The sequence below is a fragment of the Ruegeria sp. AO1 genome, assembly GCF_056535985.1.
Window position 1 is genome coordinate 904321 of the sequence record NZ_JBQFJC010000001.1, and the last position, 24987, is coordinate 929307.

Annotated in this window: 28 protein-coding genes, 1 other RNA gene and 1 riboswitch; of the genes, 14 read left to right on the top strand and 15 right to left on the bottom strand. The window is 58.7% G+C overall.

All coding sequences use genetic code 11. From position 1 onward, the window contains the following. Positions 1-103 precede the first annotated feature (103 nt). An RNA gene (rnpB, locus tag ACR3FB_RS04385) (RNase P RNA component class A) lies at positions 104-503 on the top strand. 9 nt (positions 504-512) lie between these two features. On the opposite strand, the gene ACR3FB_RS04390 is transcribed toward rnpB, so the two are convergent. The 3 genes from ACR3FB_RS04390 to ACR3FB_RS04400 all read right to left on the bottom strand — a co-directional run bounded on the left by ACR3FB_RS04390 (position 513) and on the right by ACR3FB_RS04400 (position 2391). Then, on the bottom strand, positions 513-845 hold the full coding sequence (locus tag ACR3FB_RS04390) for a GYD domain-containing protein (protein ID WP_480564484.1): 333 nt from the start codon (positions 843-845) through the stop codon (positions 513-515). Between the two features lie 76 nt (positions 846-921). Beyond that, complete coding sequence (locus ACR3FB_RS04395) at positions 922-1743, bottom strand: DUF2182 domain-containing protein (RefSeq protein ID WP_480564487.1); 822 nt, start codon at positions 1741-1743, stop codon at positions 922-924. A 12-nt stretch (positions 1744-1755) separates the two neighbouring features. Further along, on the bottom strand, positions 1756-2391 hold the full coding sequence (locus tag ACR3FB_RS04400) for a DUF1326 domain-containing protein (protein ID WP_425085569.1): 636 nt from the start codon (positions 2389-2391) through the stop codon (positions 1756-1758). Positions 2392-2670: 279 nt separating this feature from the next. Here ACR3FB_RS04400 and rpmG point away from each other — a divergent pair, with 279 nt between their 5' ends. Then, positions 2671-2838 (top strand): 50S ribosomal protein L33, encoded by a 168-nt coding sequence (rpmG, locus tag ACR3FB_RS04405; RefSeq protein WP_037309480.1) that lies wholly within the window; start codon positions 2671-2673, stop codon positions 2836-2838. 208 nt (positions 2839-3046) lie between these two features. Then, the gene (locus ACR3FB_RS04410; RefSeq protein ID WP_170374852.1) at positions 3047-3553 is read left to right on the top strand and encodes a hypothetical protein; all 507 of its coding nucleotides are present in this window, start codon (positions 3047-3049) and stop codon (positions 3551-3553) included. 92 nt (positions 3554-3645) lie between these two features. Here the strand turns inward: ACR3FB_RS04410 and ACR3FB_RS04415 are convergent, their stop codons facing one another. From ACR3FB_RS04415 to ACR3FB_RS04440, 6 genes are all read right to left on the bottom strand, one after another. Beyond that, a complete protein-coding gene (locus ACR3FB_RS04415; RefSeq protein ID WP_480564490.1) occupies positions 3646-4032 on the bottom strand; it encodes a pyrophosphohydrolase domain-containing protein in 387 nt (128 codons plus the stop codon). Further along, on the bottom strand, positions 4032-5003 hold the full coding sequence (gene nrdF, locus ACR3FB_RS04420; RefSeq protein WP_480564492.1) for a class 1b ribonucleoside-diphosphate reductase subunit beta: 972 nt from the start codon (positions 5001-5003) through the stop codon (positions 4032-4034). Before nrdF ends, ACR3FB_RS04415 begins: the two co-directional genes overlap by 1 nt. 12 nt (positions 5004-5015) lie before the next feature. After that, the gene (gene nrdE / locus ACR3FB_RS04425) at positions 5016-7139 is read right to left on the bottom strand and encodes a class 1b ribonucleoside-diphosphate reductase subunit alpha (protein WP_425085567.1); all 2124 of its coding nucleotides are present in this window, start codon (positions 7137-7139) and stop codon (positions 5016-5018) included. After that, a complete protein-coding gene (gene nrdI / locus ACR3FB_RS04430) occupies positions 7121-7534 on the bottom strand; it encodes a class Ib ribonucleoside-diphosphate reductase assembly flavoprotein NrdI (RefSeq protein WP_170719245.1) in 414 nt (137 codons plus the stop codon). Before nrdI ends, nrdE begins: the two co-directional genes overlap by 19 nt. A gap of 15 nt (positions 7535-7549) precedes the next feature. Continuing rightward, positions 7550-7771, bottom strand: coding sequence for a glutaredoxin-like protein NrdH (gene nrdH / locus ACR3FB_RS04435; RefSeq protein WP_170374861.1), 222 nt, complete (start codon positions 7769-7771; stop codon positions 7550-7552). A gap of 85 nt (positions 7772-7856) precedes the next feature. Further along, a riboswitch (cobalamin riboswitch) is annotated at positions 7857-8048 on the bottom strand. Positions 8049-8136: 88 nt separating this feature from the next. After that, the gene (locus ACR3FB_RS04440; RefSeq protein WP_480564495.1) at positions 8137-10005 is read right to left on the bottom strand and encodes a DEAD/DEAH box helicase; all 1869 of its coding nucleotides are present in this window, start codon (positions 10003-10005) and stop codon (positions 8137-8139) included. Positions 10006-10242: 237 nt separating this feature from the next. On the opposite strand from ACR3FB_RS04440, the gene ACR3FB_RS04445 reads away from it, so the two are divergent. After that, positions 10243-10695: a hypothetical protein gene (locus tag ACR3FB_RS04445; protein ID WP_209255784.1), complete on the top strand. Its 453-nt coding sequence runs from the start codon at positions 10243-10245 to the stop codon at positions 10693-10695. A 1329-nt stretch (positions 10696-12024) separates the two neighbouring features. Here the strand turns inward: ACR3FB_RS04445 and ACR3FB_RS04450 are convergent. Together ACR3FB_RS04450 and ACR3FB_RS04455 are read right to left on the bottom strand one after the other, a co-directional pair. Beyond that, a complete protein-coding gene (locus ACR3FB_RS04450) occupies positions 12025-12162 on the bottom strand; it encodes an entericidin A/B family lipoprotein (protein WP_170374868.1) in 138 nt (45 codons plus the stop codon). A 120-nt stretch (positions 12163-12282) separates the two neighbouring features. Then, a complete protein-coding gene (locus ACR3FB_RS04455) occupies positions 12283-12627 on the bottom strand; it encodes a metalloregulator ArsR/SmtB family transcription factor (protein WP_170374870.1) in 345 nt (114 codons plus the stop codon). Between the two features lie 324 nt (positions 12628-12951). Between ACR3FB_RS04455 and ACR3FB_RS04460 the strand changes: the two genes are divergently transcribed. The 6 genes from ACR3FB_RS04460 (at position 12952) to ACR3FB_RS04485 (ending at position 16810) form a co-directional block, all read left to right on the top strand. After that, positions 12952-13584 (top strand): ATP-dependent Clp protease proteolytic subunit, encoded by a 633-nt coding sequence (locus ACR3FB_RS04460; RefSeq protein ID WP_170374872.1) that lies wholly within the window; start codon positions 12952-12954, stop codon positions 13582-13584. Positions 13585-13717: 133 nt separating this feature from the next. Next, entirely contained in the window at positions 13718-14986 is a 1269-nt protein-coding gene (gene clpX, locus ACR3FB_RS04465; RefSeq protein ID WP_170374874.1) for an ATP-dependent Clp protease ATP-binding subunit ClpX, read from the top strand. Positions 14987-15150: 164 nt separating this feature from the next. Beyond that, the gene (locus ACR3FB_RS04470; RefSeq protein WP_419739032.1) at positions 15151-15516 is read left to right on the top strand and encodes a RidA family protein; all 366 of its coding nucleotides are present in this window, start codon (positions 15151-15153) and stop codon (positions 15514-15516) included. Between the two features lie 79 nt (positions 15517-15595). Continuing rightward, on the top strand, positions 15596-15979 hold the full coding sequence (locus ACR3FB_RS04475) for an NADH:ubiquinone oxidoreductase subunit NDUFA12 (RefSeq protein WP_480564498.1): 384 nt from the start codon (positions 15596-15598) through the stop codon (positions 15977-15979). Between the two features lie 13 nt (positions 15980-15992). Beyond that, on the top strand, positions 15993-16445 hold the full coding sequence (gene mlaD, locus ACR3FB_RS04480; RefSeq protein ID WP_170468107.1) for an outer membrane lipid asymmetry maintenance protein MlaD: 453 nt from the start codon (positions 15993-15995) through the stop codon (positions 16443-16445). Continuing rightward, a complete protein-coding gene (locus ACR3FB_RS04485; RefSeq protein WP_170468105.1) occupies positions 16442-16810 on the top strand; it encodes a DUF2155 domain-containing protein in 369 nt (122 codons plus the stop codon). Before mlaD ends, ACR3FB_RS04485 begins: the two co-directional genes overlap by 4 nt. On the opposite strand, the gene aat is transcribed toward ACR3FB_RS04485, so the two are convergent. The 4 genes from aat to ACR3FB_RS04505 all read right to left on the bottom strand — a co-directional run bounded on the left by aat (position 16765) and on the right by ACR3FB_RS04505 (position 19996). Next, the gene (aat, locus tag ACR3FB_RS04490) at positions 16765-17397 is read right to left on the bottom strand and encodes a leucyl/phenylalanyl-tRNA--protein transferase (protein WP_480564501.1); all 633 of its coding nucleotides are present in this window, start codon (positions 17395-17397) and stop codon (positions 16765-16767) included. The genes ACR3FB_RS04485 and aat overlap by 46 nt on opposite strands. Positions 17398-17445: 48 nt before the next feature. Continuing rightward, complete coding sequence (accC, locus tag ACR3FB_RS04495; protein ID WP_480564504.1) at positions 17446-18795, bottom strand: acetyl-CoA carboxylase biotin carboxylase subunit; 1350 nt, start codon at positions 18793-18795, stop codon at positions 17446-17448. Positions 18796-18804: 9 nt separating this feature from the next. Next, positions 18805-19308 (bottom strand): acetyl-CoA carboxylase biotin carboxyl carrier protein, encoded by a 504-nt coding sequence (gene accB, locus ACR3FB_RS04500; RefSeq protein ID WP_480564507.1) that lies wholly within the window; start codon positions 19306-19308, stop codon positions 18805-18807. Between the two features lie 151 nt (positions 19309-19459). After that, a complete protein-coding gene (locus ACR3FB_RS04505; RefSeq protein WP_170460784.1) occupies positions 19460-19996 on the bottom strand; it encodes a LuxR C-terminal-related transcriptional regulator in 537 nt (178 codons plus the stop codon). 189 nt (positions 19997-20185) lie between these two features. On the opposite strand from ACR3FB_RS04505, the gene ACR3FB_RS04510 reads away from it, so the two are divergent. The 4 genes from ACR3FB_RS04510 to ACR3FB_RS04525 all read left to right on the top strand — a co-directional run bounded on the left by ACR3FB_RS04510 (position 20186) and on the right by ACR3FB_RS04525 (position 24919). Then, positions 20186-21478 (top strand): helix-turn-helix domain-containing protein, encoded by a 1293-nt coding sequence (locus ACR3FB_RS04510; RefSeq protein ID WP_480564510.1) that lies wholly within the window; start codon positions 20186-20188, stop codon positions 21476-21478. A 77-nt stretch (positions 21479-21555) separates the two neighbouring features. Then, on the top strand, positions 21556-21936 hold the full coding sequence (locus ACR3FB_RS04515) for a response regulator (protein ID WP_170468096.1): 381 nt from the start codon (positions 21556-21558) through the stop codon (positions 21934-21936). Next, positions 21933-22241 carry a hypothetical protein gene (locus ACR3FB_RS04520; RefSeq protein WP_480564512.1) on the top strand — a complete coding sequence of 103 codons (309 nt, stop codon included), beginning with the start codon at positions 21933-21935 and terminating at the stop codon, positions 22239-22241. The genes ACR3FB_RS04515 and ACR3FB_RS04520 overlap by 4 nt, the downstream gene beginning before the upstream one ends. Next, on the top strand, positions 22241-24919 hold the full coding sequence (locus tag ACR3FB_RS04525) for an ATP-binding protein (protein WP_480564515.1): 2679 nt from the start codon (positions 22241-22243) through the stop codon (positions 24917-24919). Before ACR3FB_RS04520 ends, ACR3FB_RS04525 begins: the two co-directional genes overlap by 1 nt. Positions 24920-24987: the final 68 nt, after the last annotated feature.

Sequence of the window (24987 nt, forward strand, 5' to 3'; positions counted from 1 at the left end):
TATCCCGGGGATGAATTGGCCGCAGGCCAAGAAGGGGCTGGCCCCTTCCTCCGTCCCATCCACCCTTGACGCGACCGGGAACACAGCATACCCACCCCTCTGCGCGGAGGGCCGGATGGCCGCTGGGGTCGCAAGACCCGAGAGGAAAGTCCGGACTCCACAAGACAACGGTGCCGGGTAACGCCCGGGCGGGGCAACCCGACGGAAAGCGCCACAGAAATCAGACCGCCTGCGGCTTCGGTCAAAGGTAAGGGTGAAACGGTGGGGTAAGAGCCCACCGCGCCGCTGGCAACAGCGGCGGCACGGCAAGCCCCACCGGGAGCAATGCCAAATAGGGTCCCCGCGCGGGATGGTCGGCGTCTGCCGATACCACCGCTAAGCGCGTCTTGGCCGAGAGGGACCGGGTTGGCAGCTTGAGCCGCGCAGCAATGCACGGCCTAGAGGAATGGTCATCGAAGGGGGCAACCCCGGAACAAGATCCGGCTTACAGGCCCTCCGCGCGTATTCAATTGTCAGTTTCCGGGTGGCGTGTAGGCCCCGACCAGTTTTGCAGCCTTCTTCTGAACCGCCACGAAGTCCTTCGCTTTCCAGGCTCTTACGGTTTCTATTTCGGATACCGCGCCCGAGGCGGCAACCGCCATGCCAACTGCAACTGCGTCCGTCTCGTCCGGTGCTTCGCTGATGACAACCACGTCGTTATCCCCCGTCGTGATGTAGAAGGCCAAAAGCTTGGCACCGACCTTTTTCAACAGCGCTTTGACGGCGTCCGTCCGATCGGATGGTTTGCTGACCATCCCCTTCGCGCCTTTCTGTGAATAGGATGCATAGGTGATAAAAATAGGCATGGATGCCTCCTGACTGAAGTTTAGGGACCTTTGATTGGGCCGGTCCTGTGGCCTGAAATCCGATCCGAGGCGTGCGCTAAGGCACGACCACCAGCCAGACGCCAAGAACGATCAGCACCGCGCCCGTCGTGGGCACCAGCCACATGGCGCGCGGCATCAACTTCTCCAACGCGACGTAAATGGCGACGCCGACGATCCAATAGAGGTTCATTACTCCGCCCACGAACAGCAGCAGCATCAGGGCCCAGCAGCAGCCTAGACAATAAGCTCCGTGCAGCGCGCCGGTGCGGAATGCGCCGAAGGCGTAGGGTCTGTTGTGATCGGCTAGAAAACGCGCCGGACTACGGCAGTGGCGCAGACAGGCGGTTTTGAGGCTGGACAGTTGGTACAGCCCCGCTGCGATCATAACGCACCCGGCCGCCGTCCGAGAGCGGATGGTCATCATCGGGCCATCGGACAGCCCAACAACTTCCAGCAACCATTGTGCGCCGGTTGCAAGCACGCTGAACAAGGCCCAGGCCACCAGATAGCCGGCCAAAAAAAACAGGCTCAGCCGCGCCGTATTGGCCTTGTCCGGCCCGACCCGTTTCAACGCCATGAACAGCAGAACAGTAGGGGCGGCGCTGGGTGTCATCATCGCGATCATCATCACCCACCACATTAGGAAGATCAGCACGGCATAAGTTGCCGTCCAATGCACCTCGGTCGCCATCTGCATTGGGTTGCCAATTGGGCGGGCCATCCGCGTCATGTCCACAGCGGTCATGTTCATGCCGACCCCGGCAATCGTATACCACGATGCCGCCAAAATGATCAGCGCGACACAGACCAGAACAACGCTACGGTCATGCCGAAGCACCCGATCGACCAAATGGCTCGGTGGTGGGGAATCAGTCATTGGACATCCTGCCTAAGCGCCCAGAACCCCATGTCCTGAGATGTTGAGATGCGCTAGATGCGCGTGGGTCGCATCAAAGGCCAGACTGATCGCTGCGCCCGTGGTCTGGGCTGAACCCGACGCCGCCTCGGCGGTGCGATATTCGAACCCGTTGGGCAGATGGAACGCCGCACGATGCGGGTCTCCGGTCACGATATTGGGGATCGGTCTGACTTTCACATCGAACACACCGGTCACGTTCGCATAGCCAGTCCGGTCCTCGCGGCTCCAGTCCAGTTCGATCGGAACGTACAGAGTTTCGTGTTTCTTGGGCGCCATTGCGCTGAAGACGTACCACATGGTCGCCATTTCATCCGTGTCTTCGCCGGACATGATCGCCTGCAACGCGGCGCGCTGATCGGCAGAGGCGCTTTCATCTATGATCAACTGCATTTGGCCATTGCCTTCATGGATCGGGCCGGGCCAGTGATACACGCCTGCTGCCCGCACACCGGCAAGATCTGTTTCGCCATAGTGGCCGGATTCAATATCGAACACGACGACGGCTTCGCAATTGCCGTGGGTGGGTAGAACACTGAACTGGCAAGGGCAGCCGAAGTTGCAGTTACAATTGGCCAGCTCTTCGGCCTGCAGTTTCCATTCTGTCATGATTAACCCCCAAACACGCTTAAACGTAATCTGCCGTTTTAGGGTCGAGCCTGATATGGATGCCTCGAGGGCCGGGCTTGGCGCCGGCTTTTGGGTCTTCCGAATTGCGCGACCATATCACGAAAGCGTGATTGCGCCAAATCCGGTGCAAGCGTGCAACTCAGCTTTTGTGCACCTCACTTGCGGAATCCGGTTGACTCGGGCGCGCGACGGAGTAAAAGCGCACGCTCATAGGAATTCAACCGGAAGGCCCTGCCTTTTCGGACGCAGGAGATAACCATGGCGAAGCCGACGACAATCAAGATCCGCCTGAACTCGACCGCGGGCACGGGCCACTTCTACGTGACCAAGAAAAACGCGCGTACGATGACCGAGAAAATGACCATTCGTAAATACGACCCGGTCGTTCGGAAACATGTCGAGTACAAGGAAGGCAAGATTAAGTAATCTGCCGTTCCAATTGGATATTTTGAAAAGGGCTCTGAATTGTCAGAGCCCTTTTTCTTTGTGACGCATACGCTGGTGTCGCCAGGCCAAAGGAACAGGTCCGTTGCAGGGACGCATCAGCGCCACGCCCCTTCGCACCTGCCGCGGCTTGCTTTTTGCATCTCGCTACCGCTACGGTTTAGCAAATCGCCACAAAATGTTGACCGTCATGAAAAAAATCTTGCTACCGACAATCGCCGTTTTGACCCTCGCGGCTTGTGAAGACCCCTTCAATCGCCAAGGTGTCGGGTTCACCGGGATTGATGGTGAACCGCGCACGGTGTCCGATGTTCCGGGAGCCGTTGCCTTCTTACCGCCAGCGACCAATGTCCCGGCCGAGCTTGCGGAATTGCCCACCGTCTCGGTCCTGTCCGACAAGGTCGGGATCGATAAGATTGCCGGTGTGGCAATCGAAAATGGCGGTCAGTCGCCTGCAAACGCGGTGGAGCTATCGGGAAGCAGCCAGAACCTGTATCTGAGCACAGTGAATGTGAACGGCACCCTGTTCGGAGTTGTTCGGACACGCTCAAACAGCACTCGGGTCGATAACTCTGTGGGGGCGGCGTTTGGCAGAGAGACCGAACGCTTTACCGGTTGCCTGCCTGCAGGAGATGTCTACAGCAAGGGCTCATCCGATCGCAGCTCAGGCTTTGCGGTGCCGTTGAACTGCAGCTGATCCGGTTGAAAATCAGTTGAAGTGTAAAAGGGCGAGGATTTCCCCGCCTTGTTCATTTGCACTGATCGCTATTCGTCCCAATCAAGGCGGTGTTAGCCATCCTCAAGGATGCGGGCGAGGTCGGGCCGGCGGAAGGCCGGACCTTTCAGCACTTTGCCATCTTCGCGCAGAACCGGTTTCCCATCGGCGCCCAGCTTGGACATGTTCGAGGCATGGACCTCCTCCATCGCCGCTTGTTTGACACTGTGTAGGCCGAATTCCAGAAAGGTGCCGTCCAGCACGTATTGGATGTCACACAGGGCATCTAGCACCTCGACCAGATTGCCATCCTCCACCGCTGCGCGCAGCTCCGCGACTTCCTCTTCGAGGATCGCCAACCGCATCTGTGCGCGCGTCTCGGGGATTGCGGGTGCGTCCACGACCGGCACTTCGAAGGCTTCGTGCCAGTCCCGAACGATGGTTAGAGTGTCCTTTGCCATCAGAAATCCCAATCTTCGTCCTCGGTCGCTACGGCCTTGCCGATGACATAAGAGGAGCCAGAGCCCGAGAAGAAGTCGTGGTTCTCGCTATCCGGGCTGAGGGCGGCCAGAATCGCCGGATTCACTTCGGAAACTTCCGGCGGGAACAGGGCCTCGAATCCAAGGTTTTGCAGCGCCTTGTTAGCGTTGTAGTGGAGGAAGACCTTCACGTCCTCGGTCAGGCCGAGCTCGTCATACAGTTCCTCGGTGTATTGGTTCTCGATCCCGTAAAGCTCGAACATCAGACCAAAGGCATAGTCCTTCAACTCCTGCTGTTCGGCCTCAGAGAGCTTCTCGTAGCCGCGCTGGAATTTGTAGCCGATGTAATAACCATGCACGGCTTCATCGCGGATGATCAGGCGGATCAGGTCGGCGGTGTTGGTCAGCTTGGCGCGACTGGACCAGTACATTGGCAGGTAGAAGCCGGAATAGAACAGGAAGCTCTCCAGAAACACCGACGCGATCTTACGTTTCAGCGGATCGTTGCCCGGAGCGTATGTGTTCAGGATCGCCTCGGCCTTGGCCTGCAGATGCGGGTTTTCTTCGGACCAACGGAAGGCCTCGTCGATCTCCTTGGTCGAACAGAGCGTCGAGAAGATCGAGGAATAGCTGCGCGCGTGCACCGCCTCCATAAAGGCGATGTTGGTCAGCACGGCCTCTTCATGCGGAGTGACGGCATCGGGCATCAAAGCAGGGGCACCGACCGTGTTCTGGATCGTGTCCAGCAGGGTCAGGCCGGTGAAGACGCGGATGGTCAGCTGCTTTTCGTGATCCGTCAGCGTGGCCCAGCTTTGGATGTCGTTGGACAGCGGTACCTTCTCTGGTAGCCAGAAGTTGACCGTCAGGCGGTTCCAGACCTCAAGGTCTTTGTCATCCTCCAGCCGGTTCCAGTTGATGGCGCGGGGGATCTTGGTTTGGATTATGTCTTTCATGTCAGTGGCCCCTTACAGCGAGCAGGATACGCAGCCCTGCACCTCGGTCCCTTCAAGGGCCTCCTGGCGCAGACGCACGTAATAAATGGTTTTGATGCCTTTCTTCCACGCGTAGATCTGCGCGCGGTTGATGTCGCGGGTCGTGGCTTCGGCCGGGAAGAACAGGGTCAGAGACAGGCCCTGATCCACATGCTCGGTGGCCGCGGCATATGTGTCGATCAGCGCCTCGGGGCCGATCTCATAGGCGTCGCGGTAGTATTCGAGGTTGTCATTGTTCATGAAAGCCGCCGGATAGTAGACGCGGCCGATCTTGCCCTCTTTACGGATTTCGATCTTCGAGACGATGGGATGGATCGAAGAGGTCGAATTGTTGATATAGCTGATCGAGCCGGTCGGCGGCACCGCCTGAAGGTTGCGGTTATAAAGGCCGTGTTTCATCACATCTGCCTTCAACGCTGCCCAGTCGTCGCTTGTGGGCAGGGTCATGCCATCGAACAGAGCCTTCACCCGCTCGCTTTCGGGCAGCCAGTCACGGGTGGTGTATTTGTCGAAAAAGGTGCCCGAGGCGTAGTCGGAGTTCTCGAACCCCTTGAATGATGCGTTGCGTTCCTGCGCCAGATCGCAAGAGGTGCGGATCGCGTGATACGCCACGGTTGCGAAGTACACGGATGTGAACTCGACCCCCTCAGGCGAGCCATAGTGGATATGTTCGCGGGCAAGGAACCCGTGCAGGTTCATCTGCCCCAGACCAATTGCGTGGCTTTCATCATTGCCTCGACGTACCGACGGCACCGAGTCGATTGCTGACATTTCGGACACCGCCGTCAGCGCGCGGATCGCAGCGCCGACAGTACGGCCCAGATCACCGCCATCCATCGTCTTGGCAATGTTCAGCGAGCCGAGGTTGCAAGAGATATCCGTGCCGAGATGCGCATAGCTGAGGTCATCGTTGAATTCCGACGCCTCATTGACCTGCAAAATCTCGGAGCACAGGTTTGACATGTTGATCCGGCCCGCAATGGGGTTCATCCGGTTCACCGTGTCTTCGAACATCACGTAGGGATAGCCGGATTCGAACTGGATCTCGGCAATGGTCTGGAAGAATTCACGCGCATTGACCTTGGATTTCCGGATGCGCTTGTCATCGACCATCTCGTGATATTTCTCGGTCACCGAGATTTCCGAGAACGGCACGCCATAGACCTTTTCCACGTCATGGGGCGAGAACAGATACATATCGGCGTTTTTCTTCGCCAGCTCGAAAGTGATGTCAGGGATCACCACGCCAAGGCTCAGCGTTTTGATACGGATCTTCTCATCCGCGTTTTCGCGCTTGGTGTCGAGGAAGCGCATGATGTCCGGGTGGTGCGCGTTCAGATACACCGCACCCGCACCTTGCCGCGCGCCAAGCTGATTGGCGTAGGAGAAGCTGTCCTCCAGCAGTTTCATCACCGGGATCACGCCCGAGGATTGGTTCTCAATGCCCTTAATCGGCGCGCCGTGCTCGCGGATGTTGGTCAGGAGCAGCGCCACACCTCCGCCGCGCTTAGACAGTTGCAGGGCCGAGTTGATGCCGCGCCCGATGCTTTCCATGTTGTCCTCAAGCCGCAGCAGGAAGCACGAGATCAGCTCGCCGCGTGAGGCTTTGCCCGCGTTCAGGAAGGTAGGCGTGGCGGGTTGGAAGCGACCGTCGAGGATTTCCTCCATGAAGGACAGGGCCAGCGCCTCATCGCCGCGCGCCAGCGCCAGCGCGGTCATGACGACGCGGTCCTCATAGCGTTCCAGGAACCGCTGCCCGTCACGGGTTTTCAGCGTGTATGAGGTGTAATACTTAAATGCGCCTAGAAAGGTCGGGAACCGAAATTTCTTGGCATAGGCCGCATCCCAGATCTTGCGCATGAAGTTCTTGGAATACTGGTCCAGAACGGCCTCTTCGTAGTAGCCTTCGGACACCAAATACCCGAGCTTTTCATCCAGCGAGTGGAAGAACACAGTGTTCTGGTTGACGTGCTGCAGGAAATACTGCCGCGCGGCCATACGGTCGGCATCGAAGCGGATCTTACCCTCACCATCGTAGAGGTTCAGCATCGCGTTCAATGCGTGATAGTCCTGCTCGTTTACGCTGCTGTCGAGCATAGGTGTCTCCCTAGTTTTTCCAGCCCGGCGCGGACGCGGGCGATGTCGGTCTCTGTTCCGGCCAACTCAAACGTGTAGAGCAGCGGTACGTTGCATTTCTGGGCGATGATGCGACCGGCCAAAGCGTAGGTCGCACCAAAATTACGATTGCCTGTGCCGATCACTCCAACGATCCCGGCGCGTCTGTCCGGGTCGTTCAGGAACCGGATCACCTGTTTCGGAACCGCCCCGCGTCCTTCGCCATCTGCATAGGTGGGGCTGATCAGCACATAGGGGTGTCCGGCGTCGGGCAGCGGGTCCATTCCATTCGGAATGCGGAAAGAGGTCAGGCCCAGCCGCGAGACAAAGCGGTGGGTGTTTCCGGATTTCGATGAAAAATAGACCAGCGCCGGGATCGGCGCGGCCATGGATCAGGCCAGTTGGGCGATCATGTCCGGGCGGAACCCCGACCAGTGATCACTGCCCGCCACAACGACAGGAGCCTGACGATAACCCAGCTCGGTCACGTGGGTCATGGCGCTGTCGTCCTGGGTCAGGTCGATGACGTCATATGTGATGCCTTTTGCATCCAGCGCGCGGGTGGTGGCGGTGCATTGTACGCATGCGGGTTTGGAATATACGGTAATGCTCATGTCGTCCTCTGTCCTTTTAATGAATGCCGAGGACGCTGCGGGCAAAATGACCCCTGAACACGCCCCCGAACCCTCCGTTCGCGGTTCTCTTTCTTTGCTTGCGGCAGGTCTCCTGGCTCGCGGATTGACGTTCGGACTGACCTTCCCAAAAGCACGCTTTCAGTGGCGTATTCAGCCGAACTCTCCGCTTACAGTTGCGGGGGCAGCGCCGGTTTTTCACCGGTTTCCCTCTTAGCTTTCAACAGGAATCGAAAGAACCGAAGCAACACCATATTGGGGTTGGTGGTGGCGTGTTGTCAATATATGGTGTGGCGAAGAAAATAAATTTCTTCGCTTGCACAACCTGCCGCGTGCGCTAAGGCGGTTTACTTTTTCCGCTTGGGCATCGCGTTGCCACCCTTCATCGCAGCCGCACGTGCGCGGTTTTTCTTGCTGCTTGGCTTGCCTTTGGGCGGAGGCGGGCCTTTCGGACGGCGCGCAGGTTTCTTGTGCTGATCGCCCGAGGGGGCCTCATCCCGTTTGGGCCGCGTCTCTAGCTTGGGTTTCTCGGCAGGTTTGCGGCGTGGTTTTGCGGGCTGAGGCTCAGCCGCGCGGGCCGGGCGTTCGCGGCGCTTCTTGCCTTTGAAGTCGCGCTTGGGACCTTTGCGGCCACCACCGGAAAGGGCGGGCGGTGCGTCCAGTTGCACCAGGGTCTTGGTACCTTCGACCGTCATCTCGGGGCCAATGGCCTTCAGGAAACCTTCAACGCTGCTTTCGCGAATCTCGATATAGCTTTCGGTGTCAGCAATGCGGATCGCACCGATATCGGTCTTGGTGATCTTCCCCGCCTTGCACAACATGGGCAGCAGATAGCGGGGTGAGGCGTTTTCGTTGTGACCCTCCGACAGCGAAAACCACACGCTTGGGCCGAAGGGAACGTTCGGCTTTGGCGCGGTATCTTGTGCGTCGCTCAGTTCCTCCGGGGCGGAGTGTTTGCGCCCGTATTGACGCAGATAGGCCGCCGCCAGTTGCTGCGGTGAAAAGCGCGAGACCAGATCGTCGACGAGCGCACTTTCGCCCTCGGTCACATCCACGGTCCAGTCGTCCGAGCTGAACATCCGCTGCATGTCCTGCGCCTGAACCTCATCGGCCGAGGGCGCAGACCCCCAATCGGCAGTCAGCTTGGCGAATTTCAGCAGGCGTTGCGCCTTTTTGAACGACGCGGGCGGCACGATCAGCGCGCTGACGCCTTTCCGTCCGGCGCGTCCGGTTCGGCCCGAGCGGTGCAACAGCGTTTCATGGCTGTTCGGCAGTTCTGAATGGATCACCAGATCAAGGTTCGGCAGGTCGATCCCGCGCGCGGCTACATCGGTCGCCACACAAACGCGGGCGCGCCCGTCGCGCATGGCTTGCAGCGCGTTCGAACGTTCGCTCTGCGTCAGCTCTCCGGACAGGGCCACGACCGAGAATCCACGATTCGACAGCCGCGCCGTTAGGCGGCTGACCATGGCGCGGGTGTTGCAAAAGATGATGGCGTTGGGGGCCTCATAGAAGCGCAGCACGTTGATTATTGCATTCTCGCCATCTCGCGGGGCCACATTCATTGCGCGGTATTCGATATCGGCATGTTGGGTGCGCTCGCTGACGGTGCTGACCCGCTCGGCATCGCGCTGGTAGCGGGCGGCGAGGGAGGCGATGGCGCGGGGAACCGTGGCGGAAAACAGCAGTGTCTGACGCTCAGACGGGGTCTGTTCCAGAATGAACTCAAGATCTTCGCGAAAGCCCAGGTCGAGCATTTCGTCGGCTTCATCCAGAACCACGGCGCGCACAGCGGTCAGGTCAATCGACTCGCGCATGATATGGTCGCGCAGGCGGCCCGGCGTTGCGACCACGATATGCGCACCGCGGGCCAGCGCCCGCCGCTCATCACGCATATCCATGCCGCCCACACAGGAGGCGATGAACGCGCCTGCATCCGCATAAAGCCATGCCAGTTCGCGTTTGACCTGCATCGCCAATTCGCGCGTTGGTGCGATGACCAGTGCCAAGGGCGCACCCGCCGTATCGAATACATCCACGTCGCCCAGAACGGTCGGGGCGATGGCAAGGCCGAAGCCAATGGTTTTCCCCGATCCAGTCTGCGCCGAAACCAACATGTCGCGGCCTTGCAGGTCGGGCGCGGATACAGCGGTTTGGACAGGGGTCAGCGTGTCATACCCTTTGCGATCAAGGGCGTCTTGAAGTGTTTGTTTCATGGCTCGGCTCATTGGGATGCTGCGGTCACCCTCAGAGCGTCTTATACGCGGATGATCGTCGAAGGGCTCTCCTTACCGAGTGAGGCGCCGGATGTATAGAGCGGAAAGCGGGCTGCACGATCAAACACAGCATGAACGCTTGATGAAGGTTCCTTCAGGAAAGTTGTAACCCGTCGCACTCCTCCCAATCTGTTGAACACAGCCAGAGATGGCACCGATTTCAGGGAGAAAGAGACCATGACCAGATTTATGACTGCCGGAGCAGCCGCTCTGGCTACGAGCCTAGCCCTTGGCACTGCCGCTGTCGCCGAAACCACGCCTGATCTGCGCGGTATTTGGACGGCCAGCCAGACTACGGTTTCGCCGTCGAATTCGGCTACCGGTGATGCGCCGCGATTTAACCAGTCGGAATGGGTGCTCGAAATTCAGGCTCAGAACGACAATGTGTTCTGGGGGCCGAGTATGTGGCGACGCAATGCCATGGATGACTGGACGATGTACGAGGCAACCGGTTCCATCAGCCAGGATGGTTCTGGAAAGATCGGGATCGTCGAAAGCTCGGCCGAGCCGGCGATTGGCGTAAACGCTCTGATCGATGCGCGCTACGAGGATGGGCGAATTTATGCGGATTTCCGTAGCCTGCGGACTGGAACAACCTACAGCACCGTTCTGGAACGTCAGGTGAACTGAAGCGTTTCCGGCCCGGCCGGACTGTAGGGGGTACAGACTGTCGTCCGATTTTGACGACGACAGAATAGTAGGTAAACCGTCCGGGTCGGAACGCTTCTCAATATCGCAAACTCGTCTCCACAGGGAGGAGGCGGACCGGACGGTGATTTCGCTGCTCGCGACAGGATCCAGTTCATACCGGGTTTACACGCGGTGTTCCTCGGCCCGGGTTATTCGGATCTCGCGAACCTTCAGCGCGGGGTCGCCCGCGGTGAAAAATTCGCCGTCCGGTCCAAGCCCCATTTCAGAATGGCATCCTATCCGCAGTATGCCGCAGATTCTGCTGGGAGGATTTGCCCAGTCGATCTTTTGCGAAGATATCTGCTTTGCCTCCTCGACCGACATCAGCACGGTCGGTGTTTTTAAAGCGTCGGCTAAGGATCAATACCGGGCGCAAGCCTCGCTCTGAAAACCGTCTTGCTCATATGTTCGACAGCGTAGGTGATTAGGTAGGGAGTTTAGCCCTGTTTCAGTCCGAACGATTCGGTTTTGCGAACGTTGTGGCGTTGCCAGTTTCTGAAATTTGCGATCAGTTTATCGTCTGTTGCCCTTTGCGCCTGCAGCAAATCGCAACATTCCGGTCAGAATTTGGCGAAAAGAGTTTTGCAATTCTAACCCTACGTGGTTGTCGAGAAATCCGGAGTTATCCACAGTAACCTCCCGGCAGATATCAACAACTTATCCCCGACTGATTTCCATGCTGCAGTGCTATTTTCTTGCCCGATAACGGGTGCAATGCAAGATTGGTTCCACCGCTGGAGTTCCTCGGATCAGAAGGCGGGATGCAAAGGCCAAGGGGGTCTGCGCAGGGGAGGTGGATCTTAGGATTGACGTTCTTTTGCAAGGGCTTACCGGTGGGTGGTGCATCGAGTTGGGGCTTCGTGCCTTGGGTCGACGGATCATCCTCTCAAATGGGCTTTGTGCGTCGCAGCGACTTTCGAGTTTGTGGCGGCGGCTGCGGTCCCTTCGGGGGCCGGGGCAACTGGTTCGAAGTGGTCTTAGGACAAACTTCGTCCGGGTAAGGCGTCAGGGGATGCCCGCAAGGGCGCATGCAAAGACCGCGTCTGCGCACCTGACGCCTTTTCCCTTGCTGGCTTCATGCAGGCTACCACCCACCCCTCGTCAGAATGGGAGCGGGGCTCTTTCGCATGTGCAAAAGAGCCCCGTGTTAACGTCAGATGATGCAATGCCGCGTCTATGCACCTGTTCGTACATAATACTCAGTTCAGCCCGCCGCATCAACAATATATTGCGTGCGTCATCCTGCGACCCGCAAGATGAGGGCATAAATCAGAGGTTTTCCTGCACGTCCGAGGCTGCGTTTTGGATCGCATCGCCCGCTTTTTCGATGTCTTTGCCCGCGCCTTTGGCAGTTTCGCAGGCGGTCAATGCAAATAGGCTCAGGCCAATCAGAATTGCGCGGATCATGTTTTTCTCCTTCATGCTCGATCAGGCCTTCGGTAGCAGTATCTTACTGAGGAGGCTAGCACTTTTGCGGTTTACCGGGGGTCGCGCTGGGTCTACGTCTGCGGCCTGCCGGGCAAACTGTTAGTGTCCTGTGTTTTCGCTGCAGAACAGCTCATAGACGGTTTCCAGCATCCGACGGGGCTTGTCATCGGCCAGTCGGTAATAGATCGCTTTGCCGTCGCGTCGGGGCGTCACCAGCCCCTCCAGCCGCAAGCGCGACAATTGCTGCGACACGGCGGCCTGGCGTGCGGACAACAGGGTCTCAAGCTCGGTAACAGATTTCTCGCCCGACGCCAGATGGCACAGGATCATCAGACGCCCTTCGTGGCTAATCGCCTTCAGAAAATTCGCCGCCCGCGACGCGTTTTCGACCATGTGGTCAAGCTCTGCCGAAGGGGTGTCCTGGGTTACTTGGGGGAGTGCCATCTAAACTTCGTTCCTTACTATCCCGCTGTGGGTGGAGCCAGAGATATACTTCTTTCCGGATAAGTACATCCAATTTACTTGTTTTGCACTTTTACGCCCATATGCATGCATCAAAATACTGTGATCAAAGAAGCGGTGAACAAAAAAGCGCCGTTTTCGGCCTCTGTGCAAGGTGAGCCAAAGACAAGCTCTGCCGTATCTTGCGAACAGTTTGCAAGGTCGTTCTTGCTGGCCCCCCTTGCAGCCCCCCAGTGGCGACACTAAGACTCGGGTAACTCTTGTTGGGATAATGTCCCGATCCATAGCAAAGCAGGCAGGTTCCGAATGTTCGATCCAGTAGATACCTATATGAATACGCTCGTGCCCATGGTCGTTGAGCAGACCAGCCGGGGGGAGCGCGCCTATGACATTTTCTCGCGCCTGCTCAAAGAACGGATTATCTTCATTAACGGTCCGATTCACGACGGTATGAGCCATCTGATCGTCGCGCAGTTGCTGCACCTTGAGGCGGAAAACCCGAACAAGGAAATCTCGATCTACATCAACTCGCCCGGCGGTGTGGTGACCAGCGGTTTGTCGATTTACGACACAATGCAGTACATCAAGCCGAAATGTTCCACATTGGTCATCGGTCAGGCGGCCTCGATGGGGTCGGTTTTGCTGGCTGGCGGCGAGGCGGGCATGCGCTTTTCGCTGCCCAACAGCCGGATCATGGTTCACCAGCCCAGCGGCGGATATCAGGGTCAGGCCAGCGATATCATGATCCATGCCGCTGAAACACAGAAGCTGAAAGATCGCTTGTATGACATCTACGTACGTCACACCGGTCAGACCAAGAAGTCCGTTGAAAAGGCTCTGGATCGTGACAATTTCATGAGTCCCGAAGAGGCCAAGGATTGGGGTCACATCGACGAGATCGTCGAAAACCGTGCCAAGATGGATACGGAAGAGGCCTAAGAAACGCGTCCCGCGCGCCAAGCGCAGGGCCATTTTGAGATTGTAGCCGCCAGAGCGCTGGCCTAAGCTGCACGAACATGCGCAAGCGTGCCCCACAGGTAGGGGCGCAGAGACGAAGCCCGAAAGGTAGATCATGGCGACGAATTCAGGCGGTGACGGCAAAAACACGCTCTACTGCAGCTTTTGTGGAAAAAGCCAGCATGAGGTGCGCAAGCTGATCGCAGGCCCGACCGTTTTCATCTGTGATGAATGCGTCGAGCTGTGCATGGACATCATTCGCGAGGAAACAAAGGCCAGCGGTCTGAAATCCTCGGACGGGGTACCGACACCTAAGGATATCTGTGAGGTTCTGGACGACTATGTGATCGGTCAGGCCACAGCCAAGCGGGTTCTGTCGGTTGCGGTCCACAACCACTACAAGCGTCTGAACCACGCCCAGAAAGCGGGTAGTGATATTGAACTGGCCAAGTCGAACATCCTGCTGATCGGTCCGACCGGTTGCGGCAAGACGCTGCTAGCCCAGACGCTGGCACGTATTCTGGATGTGCCGTTCACTATGGCCGACGCGACGACGCTGACCGAAGCTGGCTATGTGGGTGAGGATGTTGAGAACATCATTCTGAAGCTGCTCCAGGCCAGCGAATACAATGTGGAACGCGCACAGCGCGGCATCGTCTATATTGACGAGGTCGACAAGATCACCCGTAAGTCCGAAAACCCCTCGATCACCCGTGACGTCTCGGGTGAAGGTGTGCAGCAGGCGCTGCTGAAACTGATGGAAGGGACTGTCGCTTCGGTTCCGCCTCAGGGTGGCCGCAAGCATCCGCAGCAGGAGTTCCTGCAGGTGGACACCACCAACATCTTGTTTATCTGTGGCGGCGCCTTTGCCGGTCTGGATAGGATCATTGCGCAACGCGGCAAGGGCTCGGCAATGGGCTTTGGCGCTGACGTGCGCGACAATGACGAGCGTGGCGTTGGCGAAATCTTCCAAGACCTCGAGCCGGAAGATCTGCTGAAATTCGGGTTGATCCCGGAATTCGTCGGTCGTCTGCCGGTTCTGGCGACGTTGGAGGATCTGGACGAGGACGCTCTGGTCACCATCCTGACCAAACCCAAGAATGCTCTGGTCAAACAATACCAGCGTTTGTTCGAGCTGGAGGACGCGGAACTGTCCTTTACCGATGAGGCGCTGAAATCGATCGCCAAGAAAGCGATCGAGCGTAAAACCGGCGCTCGGGGGCTGCGTTCGATCCTCGAAGATATCTTGCTGGATACGATGTTCGAACTTCCGGGCCTTAAGAATGTGACCGAAGTGGTTGTAAACGAAGAGGCCGTTACCTCTGATTCACAGCCGTTGATCATCTATGCGGATGCCGTGCCGGAATCGGCGTCAGCTGGTTAAGGGGTAAGGGGGCGCTGCCCCCGCCGCCTTTCAGGCGACTCCCCCGAGGTATTTCCAGCCAGATGAATTGAGGATCCGTTACTTCATCTGGCCAAAAATATCCCGGAGCGCGAGGCAGAGCCTCGCAAAATCTCATGACATTCAAATTCTCGGAGAAATGAGCCGTGTCCGCAATCAAGCGTATCTCTTCAGGTGGTGAATTTGAGGGCAAGGTCGGCTATTGCCGAGCAGTGGTGGCCGGAGGGTGGGTGCACGTTTCCGGCACTGTTGGACAGGGTGAGAGCGTTGTCGATCAATGCAGATCAGCCTTGGACATCATCGGGAAAGCATTGGTCGAGGCTGGCGCAGGTTTCGCCGATGTTGTTCGCGTGACCTACATGCTGCCCGACCGGACCGAGTTCGAGCCTTGCTGGCCGGTGTTATCCGAGGTTTTTGGAGCCAATCCGCCGGCCGCGACGATGATTGAATGCGGTCTGATCGACCCCAAATACCGGATCGAGATCGAAGTGACCGCTTTATTGCCGCAGTGACGCAGTCACGCGGCGGGTACTGGACCTTGGCGCGCCTTTGGGTCATAACTCCTTGGGACCGAAATGCCGGAGGCGGATCATGGGCATCCTGAACACTCTTTTACGGGCCGTAACCTGGTGGAACGGGGCAACCCTGAACACGCAGATTTTTACTTCGCGCAAAGGTGTTAAAGTTGGCGAGGACAATGAAGGCAACGTCTTCTATAGAACTGCCGATGACAGCAAACGCTGGGTGATATTCAATGGTGAGGCTGAAGCCAGCAGGGTTGATCCCGATTGGCATGGGTGGCTTCACCGCACCTGGGATGAGCCGCCAACAGACAAACCGCTGGCTCATAAGGCCTGGGAAAAACCGCATCAGGAGAACCTGACAGGTACCGCGCTTGCGTACACCCCTGCGGGTTCATTGCGTCGTGCGGAGCCTGTTGAGCGCAAGGACTACGAGGCCTGGAGCCCGGAATAAGACGAGGCGAGCAATGTCGACCCACAACTGGACCGAAGTATTCGTCGGCGGTGCCGTCTTGGCCTGCGCCGTCGCGTTTGGTGTTTATGCCAGCCAATCCACCGGCCTGTCACAAGGCAGTGCCGGATATGAGCTTGGGGCGTCCTTTCGGTCGCTGGAAGGGGTCAATGTCGGAACAGATGTGCGCCTTGCGGGTGTCAAAATCGGGACCGTTACCGACGTGACCCTGAACCCTGAGACCTACCGCGCTGATACGACTTTTTCGGTCGCGGATGGTGTTCTCGTGCCCGATGACAGTGCCATCGTGATTTCCTCCGAAGGCTTATTGGGGGGCAATTTTGTTGAGGTGATGCCCGGCGGTTCTCCATTCTATTTTGAGCCCGGCGATCAGATCGAAGATACGCAGGGCGCGGTCAGCCTGATCTCGTTGCTGGTGAAGTTCGTCGCCGGAGACGGCAGCGAATGATGCGCGCTTTGGCATTTGCGTTGGCGCTGGCCGCGACATCCGCGACAGCTCAGCAAACGGTTCAGTCCGGGCCCGGCGCTATGTTGCGCGGTTTGGATAAAGTCAATGGTCAGACCGTGGATGTTGAGCTGCAGACTGGTCAGACACAGGCCGTCTTTGGTCTGGATGTCGCTTTGGGGGATTGCCGCTATCCCGTCGATAACCCGACCGGGGATGCGTTTGCCTTCCTGACCATCTGGGAACAGGGCAAGGCGGAGCAATTGTTTGACGGGTGGATGATCGCGACCTCTCCGGCACTGAATGCCTTAGATCATTCGCGCTACGACGTTTGGGTGATCCGCTGTATCACCCCATCGGCGGACTGAGGCACCTCGGCGGCAAAGTCGGCGCTATCGCCAATCGCTTCTTCCAGCGCTTTTCGGTAGTCACTCCGGGGGATTTCGATCGCGCCGAGTGAGGCCAGATGTGCGGTCAGAAACTGTGTATCGAACAGCTGAAAACCGGTCTGTCGCAGGCGGTCCACCAGATAAGCCAGCGCGATTTTCGAGGCGTCAGTGCGACGTGAGAACATGCTCTCGCCAAAGAACGCGGCGCCTAGAGCTACTCCGAAAACGCCTCCGACAAGCTGGTCGTCTTCCCATACTTCCAGAGAATGCGCTTGGCCTGCGTTGTACACCTGCCGATACAGGTCGCGCAGCTCGGCGTTAATCCATGTGTCGGCACGATCGGCACACCCATCTACAACACCTTCGAAATCCTGATTGATCGAGATGGAAAAGCCGCATCTCCGTATCCGCCTTGCAAGGCTGCGTGAGATGTGGAAACCGTCCAGCGGGAAAACCCCGCGGAATTTGGGGTCGACCCAGAACAGGTCCGGGTCATCGCGGTGTTCGGCCATCGGGAAAATGCCGATCGAATAGCCGTGCAGCAAAAGTTCTGGTGACAGGCTCATGAGAAGCATCCAAGGGCCGGGCGGCGCGCGCCTACCGGCCCTGTGGGGTTAGTCGGCCATATTCTCCGCAAGCCAATGCTCCAGCCAGTGGATATTGTAATCGCCGCTATGGATGTCCGGCTCCTGCAACAGAGCGTGGAACAGAGGCACTGTGGTGTCGATACCGTCAACGATCAACTCACCCAAGGCGCGTTCCAGACGGGCCAGCGCTTCGGCGCGGTCACGGCCCTGAACGATCAGTTTGGCAATCAGTGAGTCGTAATAGGGCGGGATTGAATAGCCATCGTAAAGCGCCGAATCCATCCGCACGCCCAGGCCACCCGGTGCGTGATACGCGCTGATCTTGCCGGGGCAGGGCGAGAAGTTGGGCAGTTTTTCTGCGTTAATCCGAACTTCGATGGCGTGGCCATTGATCTCTAGGTCATTCTGTCCGAACGACATCGGCAAGCCCGAGGCCACGCGGATTTGTTCGCGCACCAGATCGACGCCGAAGATGCCTTCGGTCACCGGGTGTTCCACCTGTAGGCGGGTGTTCATCTCGATGAAGTAGAACTCGCCTTTTTCGTACAGGAACTCGATGGTGCCAGCGCCGATATAGTTGATCTTGGCCACCGCGTCGGCGCAGATCTTGCCAATCTTGGCGCGTTCTTCGGGGGTGATGCAGGGGCCGGGGGCCTCTTCGAACACTTTTTGGTGACGGCGCTGAAGCGAACAGTCGCGCTCACCCAGATGGACAGCGTTGCCTTTGCCGTCACCGAAGACCTGAATCTCGATATGGCGCGGTGTGGTGAGGTATTTCTCAATATAGACCTCATCGTTGCCAAAGGCGGCTTTACCTTCTGCACGTGCGGTCATGAAGGCGCTTTCCATCTCATCCGCGCTCATCGCGACTTTCATGCCGCGTCCGCCGCCACCGGCGGTTGCTTTGATGATGACGGGATAGCCGAATTCCTCACCGATACGCTTTGCGTCTTCCAATGTCGGGACACCACCGTCGGAGCCAGGAACACACGGTACACCCAGCGCTTTCATCGTGTCCTTTGCGGTGATCTTGTCGCCCATCACGCGGATATGTTCGGCGGTGGGGCCGATGAAGGTGATGTCGTGGTCTTCGACGATCTGCACGAACTCGGCGTTCTCGGATAGGAAGCCATAGCCGGGGTGGATCGCCTGCGCGCCGGTGATCTCACAGGCCGAGATGATCGCGGGGACAGACAGATAGCTTTGCGGGCTGGGCGGGGGGCCGATGCAGACCGATTCGTCCGCCATGCGCACATGCATCGCGTCGCTGTCGGCGGTGGAGTGGACGGCGACCGTCTTAATCCCCATCTCGCGCGCGGCGCGGATGACGCGCAGGGCGATCTCGCCTCGGTTGGCAATCAGGATCTTGTCGAACATGGGCCCGCCTTACTCGATGATGACCAGAGGGGTGCCGAATTCCACAGCGTCTCCGTCGCCGACCAGAATGCGTTTCACGGTGCCCGATTTGGGCGCGTGGATGTGGTTCATCGTCTTCATAGCTTCGACGATCAGCAGCGTGTCTCCTTCGGAAACAGACGCACCGACCGAAACGAAAGAGGGCGCACCGGGCTCGGGTTGCATGTAAACCGTGCCGACCATAGGCGAGGTCACAGCGCCGGGGTGGCTGGCCGGGTCTTCCACATCCGCGACCGCGGCTGCGGGGGCTGCTGCAGGGGCCGGCGCGGCAGCGACAGGCGCTGCAGCTGCGGCCGGAACGGCAACCTGAACCGGAGCGGCAACCGTTTGCGTTGCGCGGCTGACGCGCACGTTCAGGCTGTCTTCCTCGCCATATTCGCGTTTGACCTGCAGTTCGGTCAGGTCATTTTCGCGCAGCAGTTCGGCCAAGGCTTTGATGAACGCCACATCCGCTTCGTGTTTGGTATCTGTCATGAGTATCCTCGAAGGTTCCCCTTTGGCCCGTCTGTATCTACGCGGGCTTCGATCTGATTACGCAGCGTTATAAGCCAAGCGAGCAGCCATGGAAAGCGCCGTTTGTGCCTGAAAATAGGGGGTTTGGATGGTTTGTGACGGGCAGTTGTGTCTACAGGGGCATACCAGAGAGCTTTGCAACCAGTTCCGGCAGTTTGCGGGCGCCGAATTTTTCCAGCAGCCGGGCGCGGTAGGCCTCAATCGTGCGGTAACTCAAGCCCAGTTCCATCCCGATTTCCTTAGCAGACAGGCCGCGGCAGGACAGGATCGCCACTTCGCGCTCGCGCACGGTCAGTTCCACCAGCGGCCGCTCCTCCGAGATGTCGGAAAAGCTCCAGATTCCATGGCGAAACGGGTCGTCAGGTGTAAGCGAGCGTCCACGCGCGCGGCACCAGAACAGGTCTCCGTTCCGACGTCGCATCACCCGTTCATCGGTGTAATAGCCGGTATCGCGCATCACTTGCAGGCTGCGTTGCCCGATTCTCTCCCAATCCGCGACCGAGGGGTAGAGGTGCAGCAAGGGCATGTTGTTGTATTCGGCTTCATCCCCGCCAAAGGTGCGCGCAAATTGCAAATTGCACCGTCGAATGATGCGGTTTTCCAATTCGACAAGGCCGATGGGTGCATATTCAAAAGCAGGATCGCTCATACCCATATGGTGGCGGTAAATGCAGGAAATGAGAAGGGGCGAAGCGCGTCTGGCGGTGCCGTCGAGAACCGGAAGTTGTTAATCTTGTCAACTCATCCTGAAAACTGATGCATAACATCAAGAAAATGATAGAATAAACTGAAAATACGACTAACCAGAGATAGCTAAACGTGACTGAGGACCTTGATCATGCGGGATTTGCTGACCGGTAGCCGGATCCGCGAAAGACGGCAGATCGCGGGTCTGAGGCAGGCGGAACTTGCGCGACAAGTGGGGATCTCGGCCTCTTATCTGAACCTGATCGAACACAACCGCCGCCGGATCGGGGGCAAATTGCTGGTCGATATTGCCGCGGCGCTGGCAGTTGAGCCCTCCGTGTTGACGCAAGGGATCGAAGCGACCTTGATATCGGCGTTGCGCGAAGCGGCGGCCGATGCGGTGGGCCAGCAGGCCGAGATTGAAACGCTTGAGGAATTCGCAGGCCGCTTTCCCGGTTGGTCCGGGGTTTTGGCGCAAATGCACCGACGTGTGGTGTCGTTGGAACGAACGGTTGCAACCCTGTCGGATCGGTTGACCCATGACCCGCATCTGGCGGCCTCGATGCACGAAGTGCTCTCGACCGCAGCGGCGATTCGGTCGACCGCAGCGATTCTGGCCGACCCGCAGGATATCGACGCCGAGTGGCAGGATCGGTTCCACCAGAACCTTCATCAGGATGCCGAGCGACTGGCCGACAGTTCAAAGGCGCTGGTGACCTACCTAGACGAAAGCGATACGTCGAAAGACCCGCGTGGCGCACCGCTGGAAGAGGTTGAGGTGTTTCTTGATGCGCGCGGCTATAGCTTTCCAGAACTCGACGCCGGGGAAGGGGCAGAGGTCATAGATCTAGAGGGTCTAAATACCTCGGCTGCACGTAACCTTGCAGGGGAATGGCTTAAGCAGAGTGAGGCTGACGCCAAGGCCATGCCGCTTGATGCCCTCAAAACCACGCTTGCAGATGGTGATCCGAACCCTCTGGAACTGGCCCAGCGATTCTCGGTCGATCTGCCGACAGTGTTCCGACGCCTCGCCAGCCTGCCCGAAAAGGTGCTGAACCGCCCAGTAGGGCTGGTGATCTGCGACGGCTCGGGCAGTATCCTGTTTCTGAAGCCTGTCCCCGGCCTGTCACTGCCACGCCATGGCGAGGCCTGCCCGCATTGGCCGCTGTTTTCTGCGCTGAACCGGCCTCTGGTTCCGATCAGACGGCAGGTCGCGCAGCAGGGGCGTGCTGCTGCAATGTTCGAATGTCATGCTTATGCCTGGCCGCACGGCGTGTCCGGATATGATCAGGAACCCTCATATCGCGCGGCCATGCTGATACAGCCTCTGGTCGAAGCCGAGCCGAACCCTGAGACGACACGCGTCGGTCCAAGCTGCCGGATTTGCCCAAGCGGTGATTGCGGTTCTCGTCGCGAGCCGTCAATTCTGAGCGAAGGCTTTTGACAGGTTCCCGAACAACCGCTTAATCTGGCGATGACTGGTTCCGGGGTGGAGGCCAGTCATCGGGAGGATATACACAAATGAGCCGTAAGGTTCTGTTAATTGAGGATGAGCCCAACATCGCCGAGGCCATCCGGTTCTTGCTGACTCGCGAGGGGTGGCAGGTCGAGACACATGGCGATGGTGCTGATGCGCTTCAGGTCATTCAGGGCGCGCAGCCTGATCTGGTGATTCTGGACGTAATGCTGCCGGGCAAGAGTGGGATGGACATTCTCCGCGATCTGCGCGCCTTGGACGACATGCAGGACCTGCCGGTTCTGATGCTGACAGCGCGCGGGCAGTCCAGAGATCGTGAGATGGCCGAGAATGCGGGCGTCAGCCGCTTCATGACCAAACCGTTTTCCAACGCCGAGGTTCTGACCGCTGTACGCGATCTGCATGCACAGGCGACGCAGTTATGACGTCGCCCGAAGGTCAGGACCGCACGTCGCGCGGTACGCGGCCTTCGTTGTTTCTGGAACGGCAAAGCTATCGCCGGCGCAGGCTGGCGGATTCGGCTCGGTTGCTGCCATTTCTGGGCGGTGCGTTGCTGGTGCTGCCGCTGCTTTGGCCGGACGCCGAGTCTGAAACCGGCGGTGTGCCGCTGTCTTCAGCCATCTCCTACATATTCGCCTGCTGGATCGGTTTGATTTTGGTCAGCCTGTTTTTTGGCTTCGTCGCCCGGCGCACCGGCGCGGATGACAGCTCTGAGGCGGACGCAGGCTGATGGCAACGCTTAACGTCCTGATTCTGGTCTGTCTGGGCTATGTCGTTCTGCTGTTCGGCGTGGCATTTGCCGCAGACAGGATGGCGGCGGCCGGACGGGGCAAATGGCTGCGCTCCCCTTTGATCTACACGCTGTCCCTCTCGATCTACTGCACAGCCTGGACCTTTTACGGCGCGGTCGGCAATGCGGCGCGGTCGGGGTTGGAGTTCGTGACAATCTATCTCGGGCCGACGCTGGTGATGATCAGCTGGTGGTGGGGGCTGCGCAAACTGGTGCGGGTCGGGCGCAGCCAGCGCGTGACCTCGATCGCGGACCTGTTGTCCTCGCGCTATGGCAAGTCGAACACGCTGGCGGTGTGCGTCACGATTCTGGCCGTGATTGGCGGCACGCCCTATATAGCGCTGCAATTGCAGTCGATTACCCTGTCTTTCTCGATCTTTGCCGAGGCCGACCCCTCGGGCCTCTATCGCGAAGGCTCCAGCGTTTTCTGGGTGGCGGCTGGGCTGGCGATGTTTGCGATTCTGTTCGGCACCCGCAACCTGGACGCCAATGAGCGCCACCACGGCGTGGTCACGGCCATTGCGGTCGAGTCGGTGGTCAAACTGTTTGCGCTGGTCGCGGTCGGTATCTTCGTGGTCTGGGGCGTTGCGGGTGGCTTTAGCCCGATGATGGAGCGGATCGACGCCTCGGAAATTGGCACGTGGCAAGTGGATGCCGGACGCTGGACGACCTTTATTTTCCTGTCCGCCGCCGCCTTCGTCTGCTTGCCCCGCATGTTCCAGGTGATGGTTGTCGAGAATGATGATGAGGGCCATCTGCGCACCGCCGCCTGGGCCTTTCCTCTCTACCTGCTGCTGATGAGCCTGTTTGTCGTCCCCATCGCCGTTATCGGGCTCGATATGTTGCCGGAAGGGTCGAACCCGGATCTGTTCGTGCTGACCGTGCCGTTGTCGCAGGGCAAGGACGGGTTGGCGATGCTGTCCTTTATCGGGGGGTTCTCGTCGGCGACCTCGATGGTGATCGTAACGGCAATGGCCCTGTCGACGATGGTGTCGAACCACGTCGTAATGCCGATCTGGCTGAACACGCATGAGAGGGTCGGGTCTGTCCCCGGAGACGTGCGCAACATCGTATTGATGGCGCGGCGTATCTCGATCGCTGCGATAATGGCTCTCGGCTATTTCTACTACAGTCTGTCCGGCGGCGGCGCGGCGCTGGCGTCGATCGGGTTGGTGGCCTTTAGCGGTATTTCGCAAATCCTGCCCGCGATGGTCGGCGGATTGTTCTGGCGCGGAGCCACCAGAACCGGTGCATTGGCAGGTTTGACCGTGGGTTTTGTTCTGTGGATCTACACCCTGCTTCTTCCCGGAATGGGGGCGGCATGGATGCCCGAGACTGTGCTGCTGAACGGACCATTTGGTATTGCATGGCTGCGACCTCAGGCCCTTTTCGGGATCGAAGGTATCGACCCAATGGTGCATTCCGTGATGTGGTCGATTTCCTTGAATGCCGTGGTGTTCTGCGTCGTATCCCTGCTGAGCTTTCCCAGCCCGTTGGAGCGGCTTCAGGGCGCGCAATTCGTCAATGTCTTTGACCACTCGGTCGCGCCGCGCGGTTGGACCGGGTCGGTTGCGCAAAGTGAAGACTTGATGATCATGACCCAGCGCATTCTGGGCACATCGCCCGCCCAGGAACTATTCCAACGCGAGGCCGAGCTTCAGGGCGGGCGCTCGCCCTTGCCCGAGCCAACGCCCGGATTTCTGGCCCGACTTGAGAGGGAACTCAGCGGCTCAGTGGGGGCGGCCACCGCGCATGCGATGATCGGGCAGATCGTGGGAGGAGCCTCGGTTTCGGTCGAGGACCTCCTGGCAGTCGCCGACGAATCTGCGCAATTGCTGGAATACTCCAGCCAGTTGGAAGAAAAATCTGCCGAGCTTAGCCGCACGGCACGCCAGTTGCGCGATGCCAACGCCAAGCTAACCCAAATATCCGAGCAGAAAGACAGTTTCCTCAGCCAAGTCAGTCATGAATTGCGCACGCCCATGACCTCAATCCGGGCCTTTTCCGAGATCATGCGCGACACCCAGGGGCTGAGCGGTGAAGAACAAACCCGCTATGCCGCCATCATTCACGACGAGGCGCTGCGCCTGACACGTCTGCTGGACGATCTGCTCGACCTCAGCGTTCTGGAGAACGGGCAGGTCAGGCTGAACCTTGGCGACGATACGTTGCGTTCGGTTCTTGATCGGTCGATCTCCAGCGCACTGGCGGGCACGGATCAACGGCTCGTTGTGCGGCGCAGCAAGGCGTCTGAGCGTATTCCCTTGCAAACTGATCTCGACCGCTTGGGGCAGGTGTTTATCAACCTCATCTCCAACGCGCGGAAATACTGTGATGCCGATGAACCCGTTCTGACGATCTCGGCGCATGATGTGGGCGGGCAGCTGGTTGTGGACTTCATCGACAATGGCAGCGGTGTCCCGCCTGAGGCGCGGTCCATGATCTTTGAGAAATTCGCGCGGGTCGGAGGGGACAAGGCTGGCGGCGCCGGGCTTGGATTGGCGATCTGCCGCGAGATTATGCACCGTTTGGGCGGCGATATCACATATCTGCCGGGGCAGGGCGGTGCTGCGTTCCGCGTCAGCCTGCCTTTGGCCTACCGGCAAGCGGCGCAATAGTCCGGTTTAAAGAAGTTCGTAACCTCTGCCGGGTTACACCAAGACTCACGACAAGAAATCGGATGGTA

Coding starts and splice junctions, on each gene's coding strand:
- clpX (WP_170374874.1), top strand. CDS start 13,718: ATGGCGACGAATTCAGGCGGTGACGGCAAAAACACGCTCTACTGCAGC.
- ACR3FB_RS04390 (WP_480564484.1), bottom strand. CDS start 845: ATGCCTATTTTTATCACCTATGCATCCTATTCACAGAAAGGCGCGAAG.
- ACR3FB_RS04520 (WP_480564512.1), top strand. CDS start 21,933: ATGACGTCGCCCGAAGGTCAGGACCGCACGTCGCGCGGTACGCGGCCT.
- ACR3FB_RS04455 (WP_170374870.1), bottom strand. CDS start 12,627: ATGGCACTCCCCCAAGTAACCCAGGACACCCCTTCGGCAGAGCTTGAC.
- aat (WP_480564501.1), bottom strand. CDS start 17,397: ATGAGCCTGTCACCAGAACTTTTGCTGCACGGCTATTCGATCGGCATT.
- ACR3FB_RS04510 (WP_480564510.1), top strand. CDS start 20,186: ATGCGGGATTTGCTGACCGGTAGCCGGATCCGCGAAAGACGGCAGATC.
- ACR3FB_RS04415 (WP_480564490.1), bottom strand. CDS start 4,032: ATGGCAAAGGACACTCTAACCATCGTTCGGGACTGGCACGAAGCCTTC.
- accC (WP_480564504.1), bottom strand. CDS start 18,795: ATGTTCGACAAGATCCTGATTGCCAACCGAGGCGAGATCGCCCTGCGC.
- nrdE (WP_425085567.1), bottom strand. CDS start 7,139: ATGCTCGACAGCAGCGTAAACGAGCAGGACTATCACGCATTGAACGCG.
- ACR3FB_RS04525 (WP_480564515.1), top strand. CDS start 22,241: ATGGCAACGCTTAACGTCCTGATTCTGGTCTGTCTGGGCTATGTCGTT.
- ACR3FB_RS04450 (WP_170374868.1), bottom strand. CDS start 12,162: ATGATCCGCGCAATTCTGATTGGCCTGAGCCTATTTGCATTGACCGCC.
- rpmG (WP_037309480.1), top strand. CDS start 2,671: ATGGCGAAGCCGACGACAATCAAGATCCGCCTGAACTCGACCGCGGGC.
- ACR3FB_RS04395 (WP_480564487.1), bottom strand. CDS start 1,743: ATGACTGATTCCCCACCACCGAGCCATTTGGTCGATCGGGTGCTTCGG.
- mlaD (WP_170468107.1), top strand. CDS start 15,993: ATGTCGACCCACAACTGGACCGAAGTATTCGTCGGCGGTGCCGTCTTG.
- ACR3FB_RS04400 (WP_425085569.1), bottom strand. CDS start 2,391: ATGACAGAATGGAAACTGCAGGCCGAAGAGCTGGCCAATTGTAACTGC.
- ACR3FB_RS04440 (WP_480564495.1), bottom strand. CDS start 10,005: ATGAAACAAACACTTCAAGACGCCCTTGATCGCAAAGGGTATGACACG.
- ACR3FB_RS04505 (WP_170460784.1), bottom strand. CDS start 19,996: ATGAGCGATCCTGCTTTTGAATATGCACCCATCGGCCTTGTCGAATTG.
- ACR3FB_RS04485 (WP_170468105.1), top strand. CDS start 16,442: ATGATGCGCGCTTTGGCATTTGCGTTGGCGCTGGCCGCGACATCCGCG.
- accB (WP_480564507.1), bottom strand. CDS start 19,308: ATGACAGATACCAAACACGAAGCGGATGTGGCGTTCATCAAAGCCTTG.
- ACR3FB_RS04460 (WP_170374872.1), top strand. CDS start 12,952: ATGTTCGATCCAGTAGATACCTATATGAATACGCTCGTGCCCATGGTC.
- ACR3FB_RS04515 (WP_170468096.1), top strand. CDS start 21,556: ATGAGCCGTAAGGTTCTGTTAATTGAGGATGAGCCCAACATCGCCGAG.
- nrdF (WP_480564492.1), bottom strand. CDS start 5,003: ATGAAAGACATAATCCAAACCAAGATCCCCCGCGCCATCAACTGGAAC.
- ACR3FB_RS04445 (WP_209255784.1), top strand. CDS start 10,243: ATGACCAGATTTATGACTGCCGGAGCAGCCGCTCTGGCTACGAGCCTA.
- ACR3FB_RS04410 (WP_170374852.1), top strand. CDS start 3,047: ATGAAAAAAATCTTGCTACCGACAATCGCCGTTTTGACCCTCGCGGCT.
- nrdH (WP_170374861.1), bottom strand. CDS start 7,771: ATGAGCATTACCGTATATTCCAAACCCGCATGCGTACAATGCACCGCC.
- ACR3FB_RS04475 (WP_480564498.1), top strand. CDS start 15,596: ATGGGCATCCTGAACACTCTTTTACGGGCCGTAACCTGGTGGAACGGG.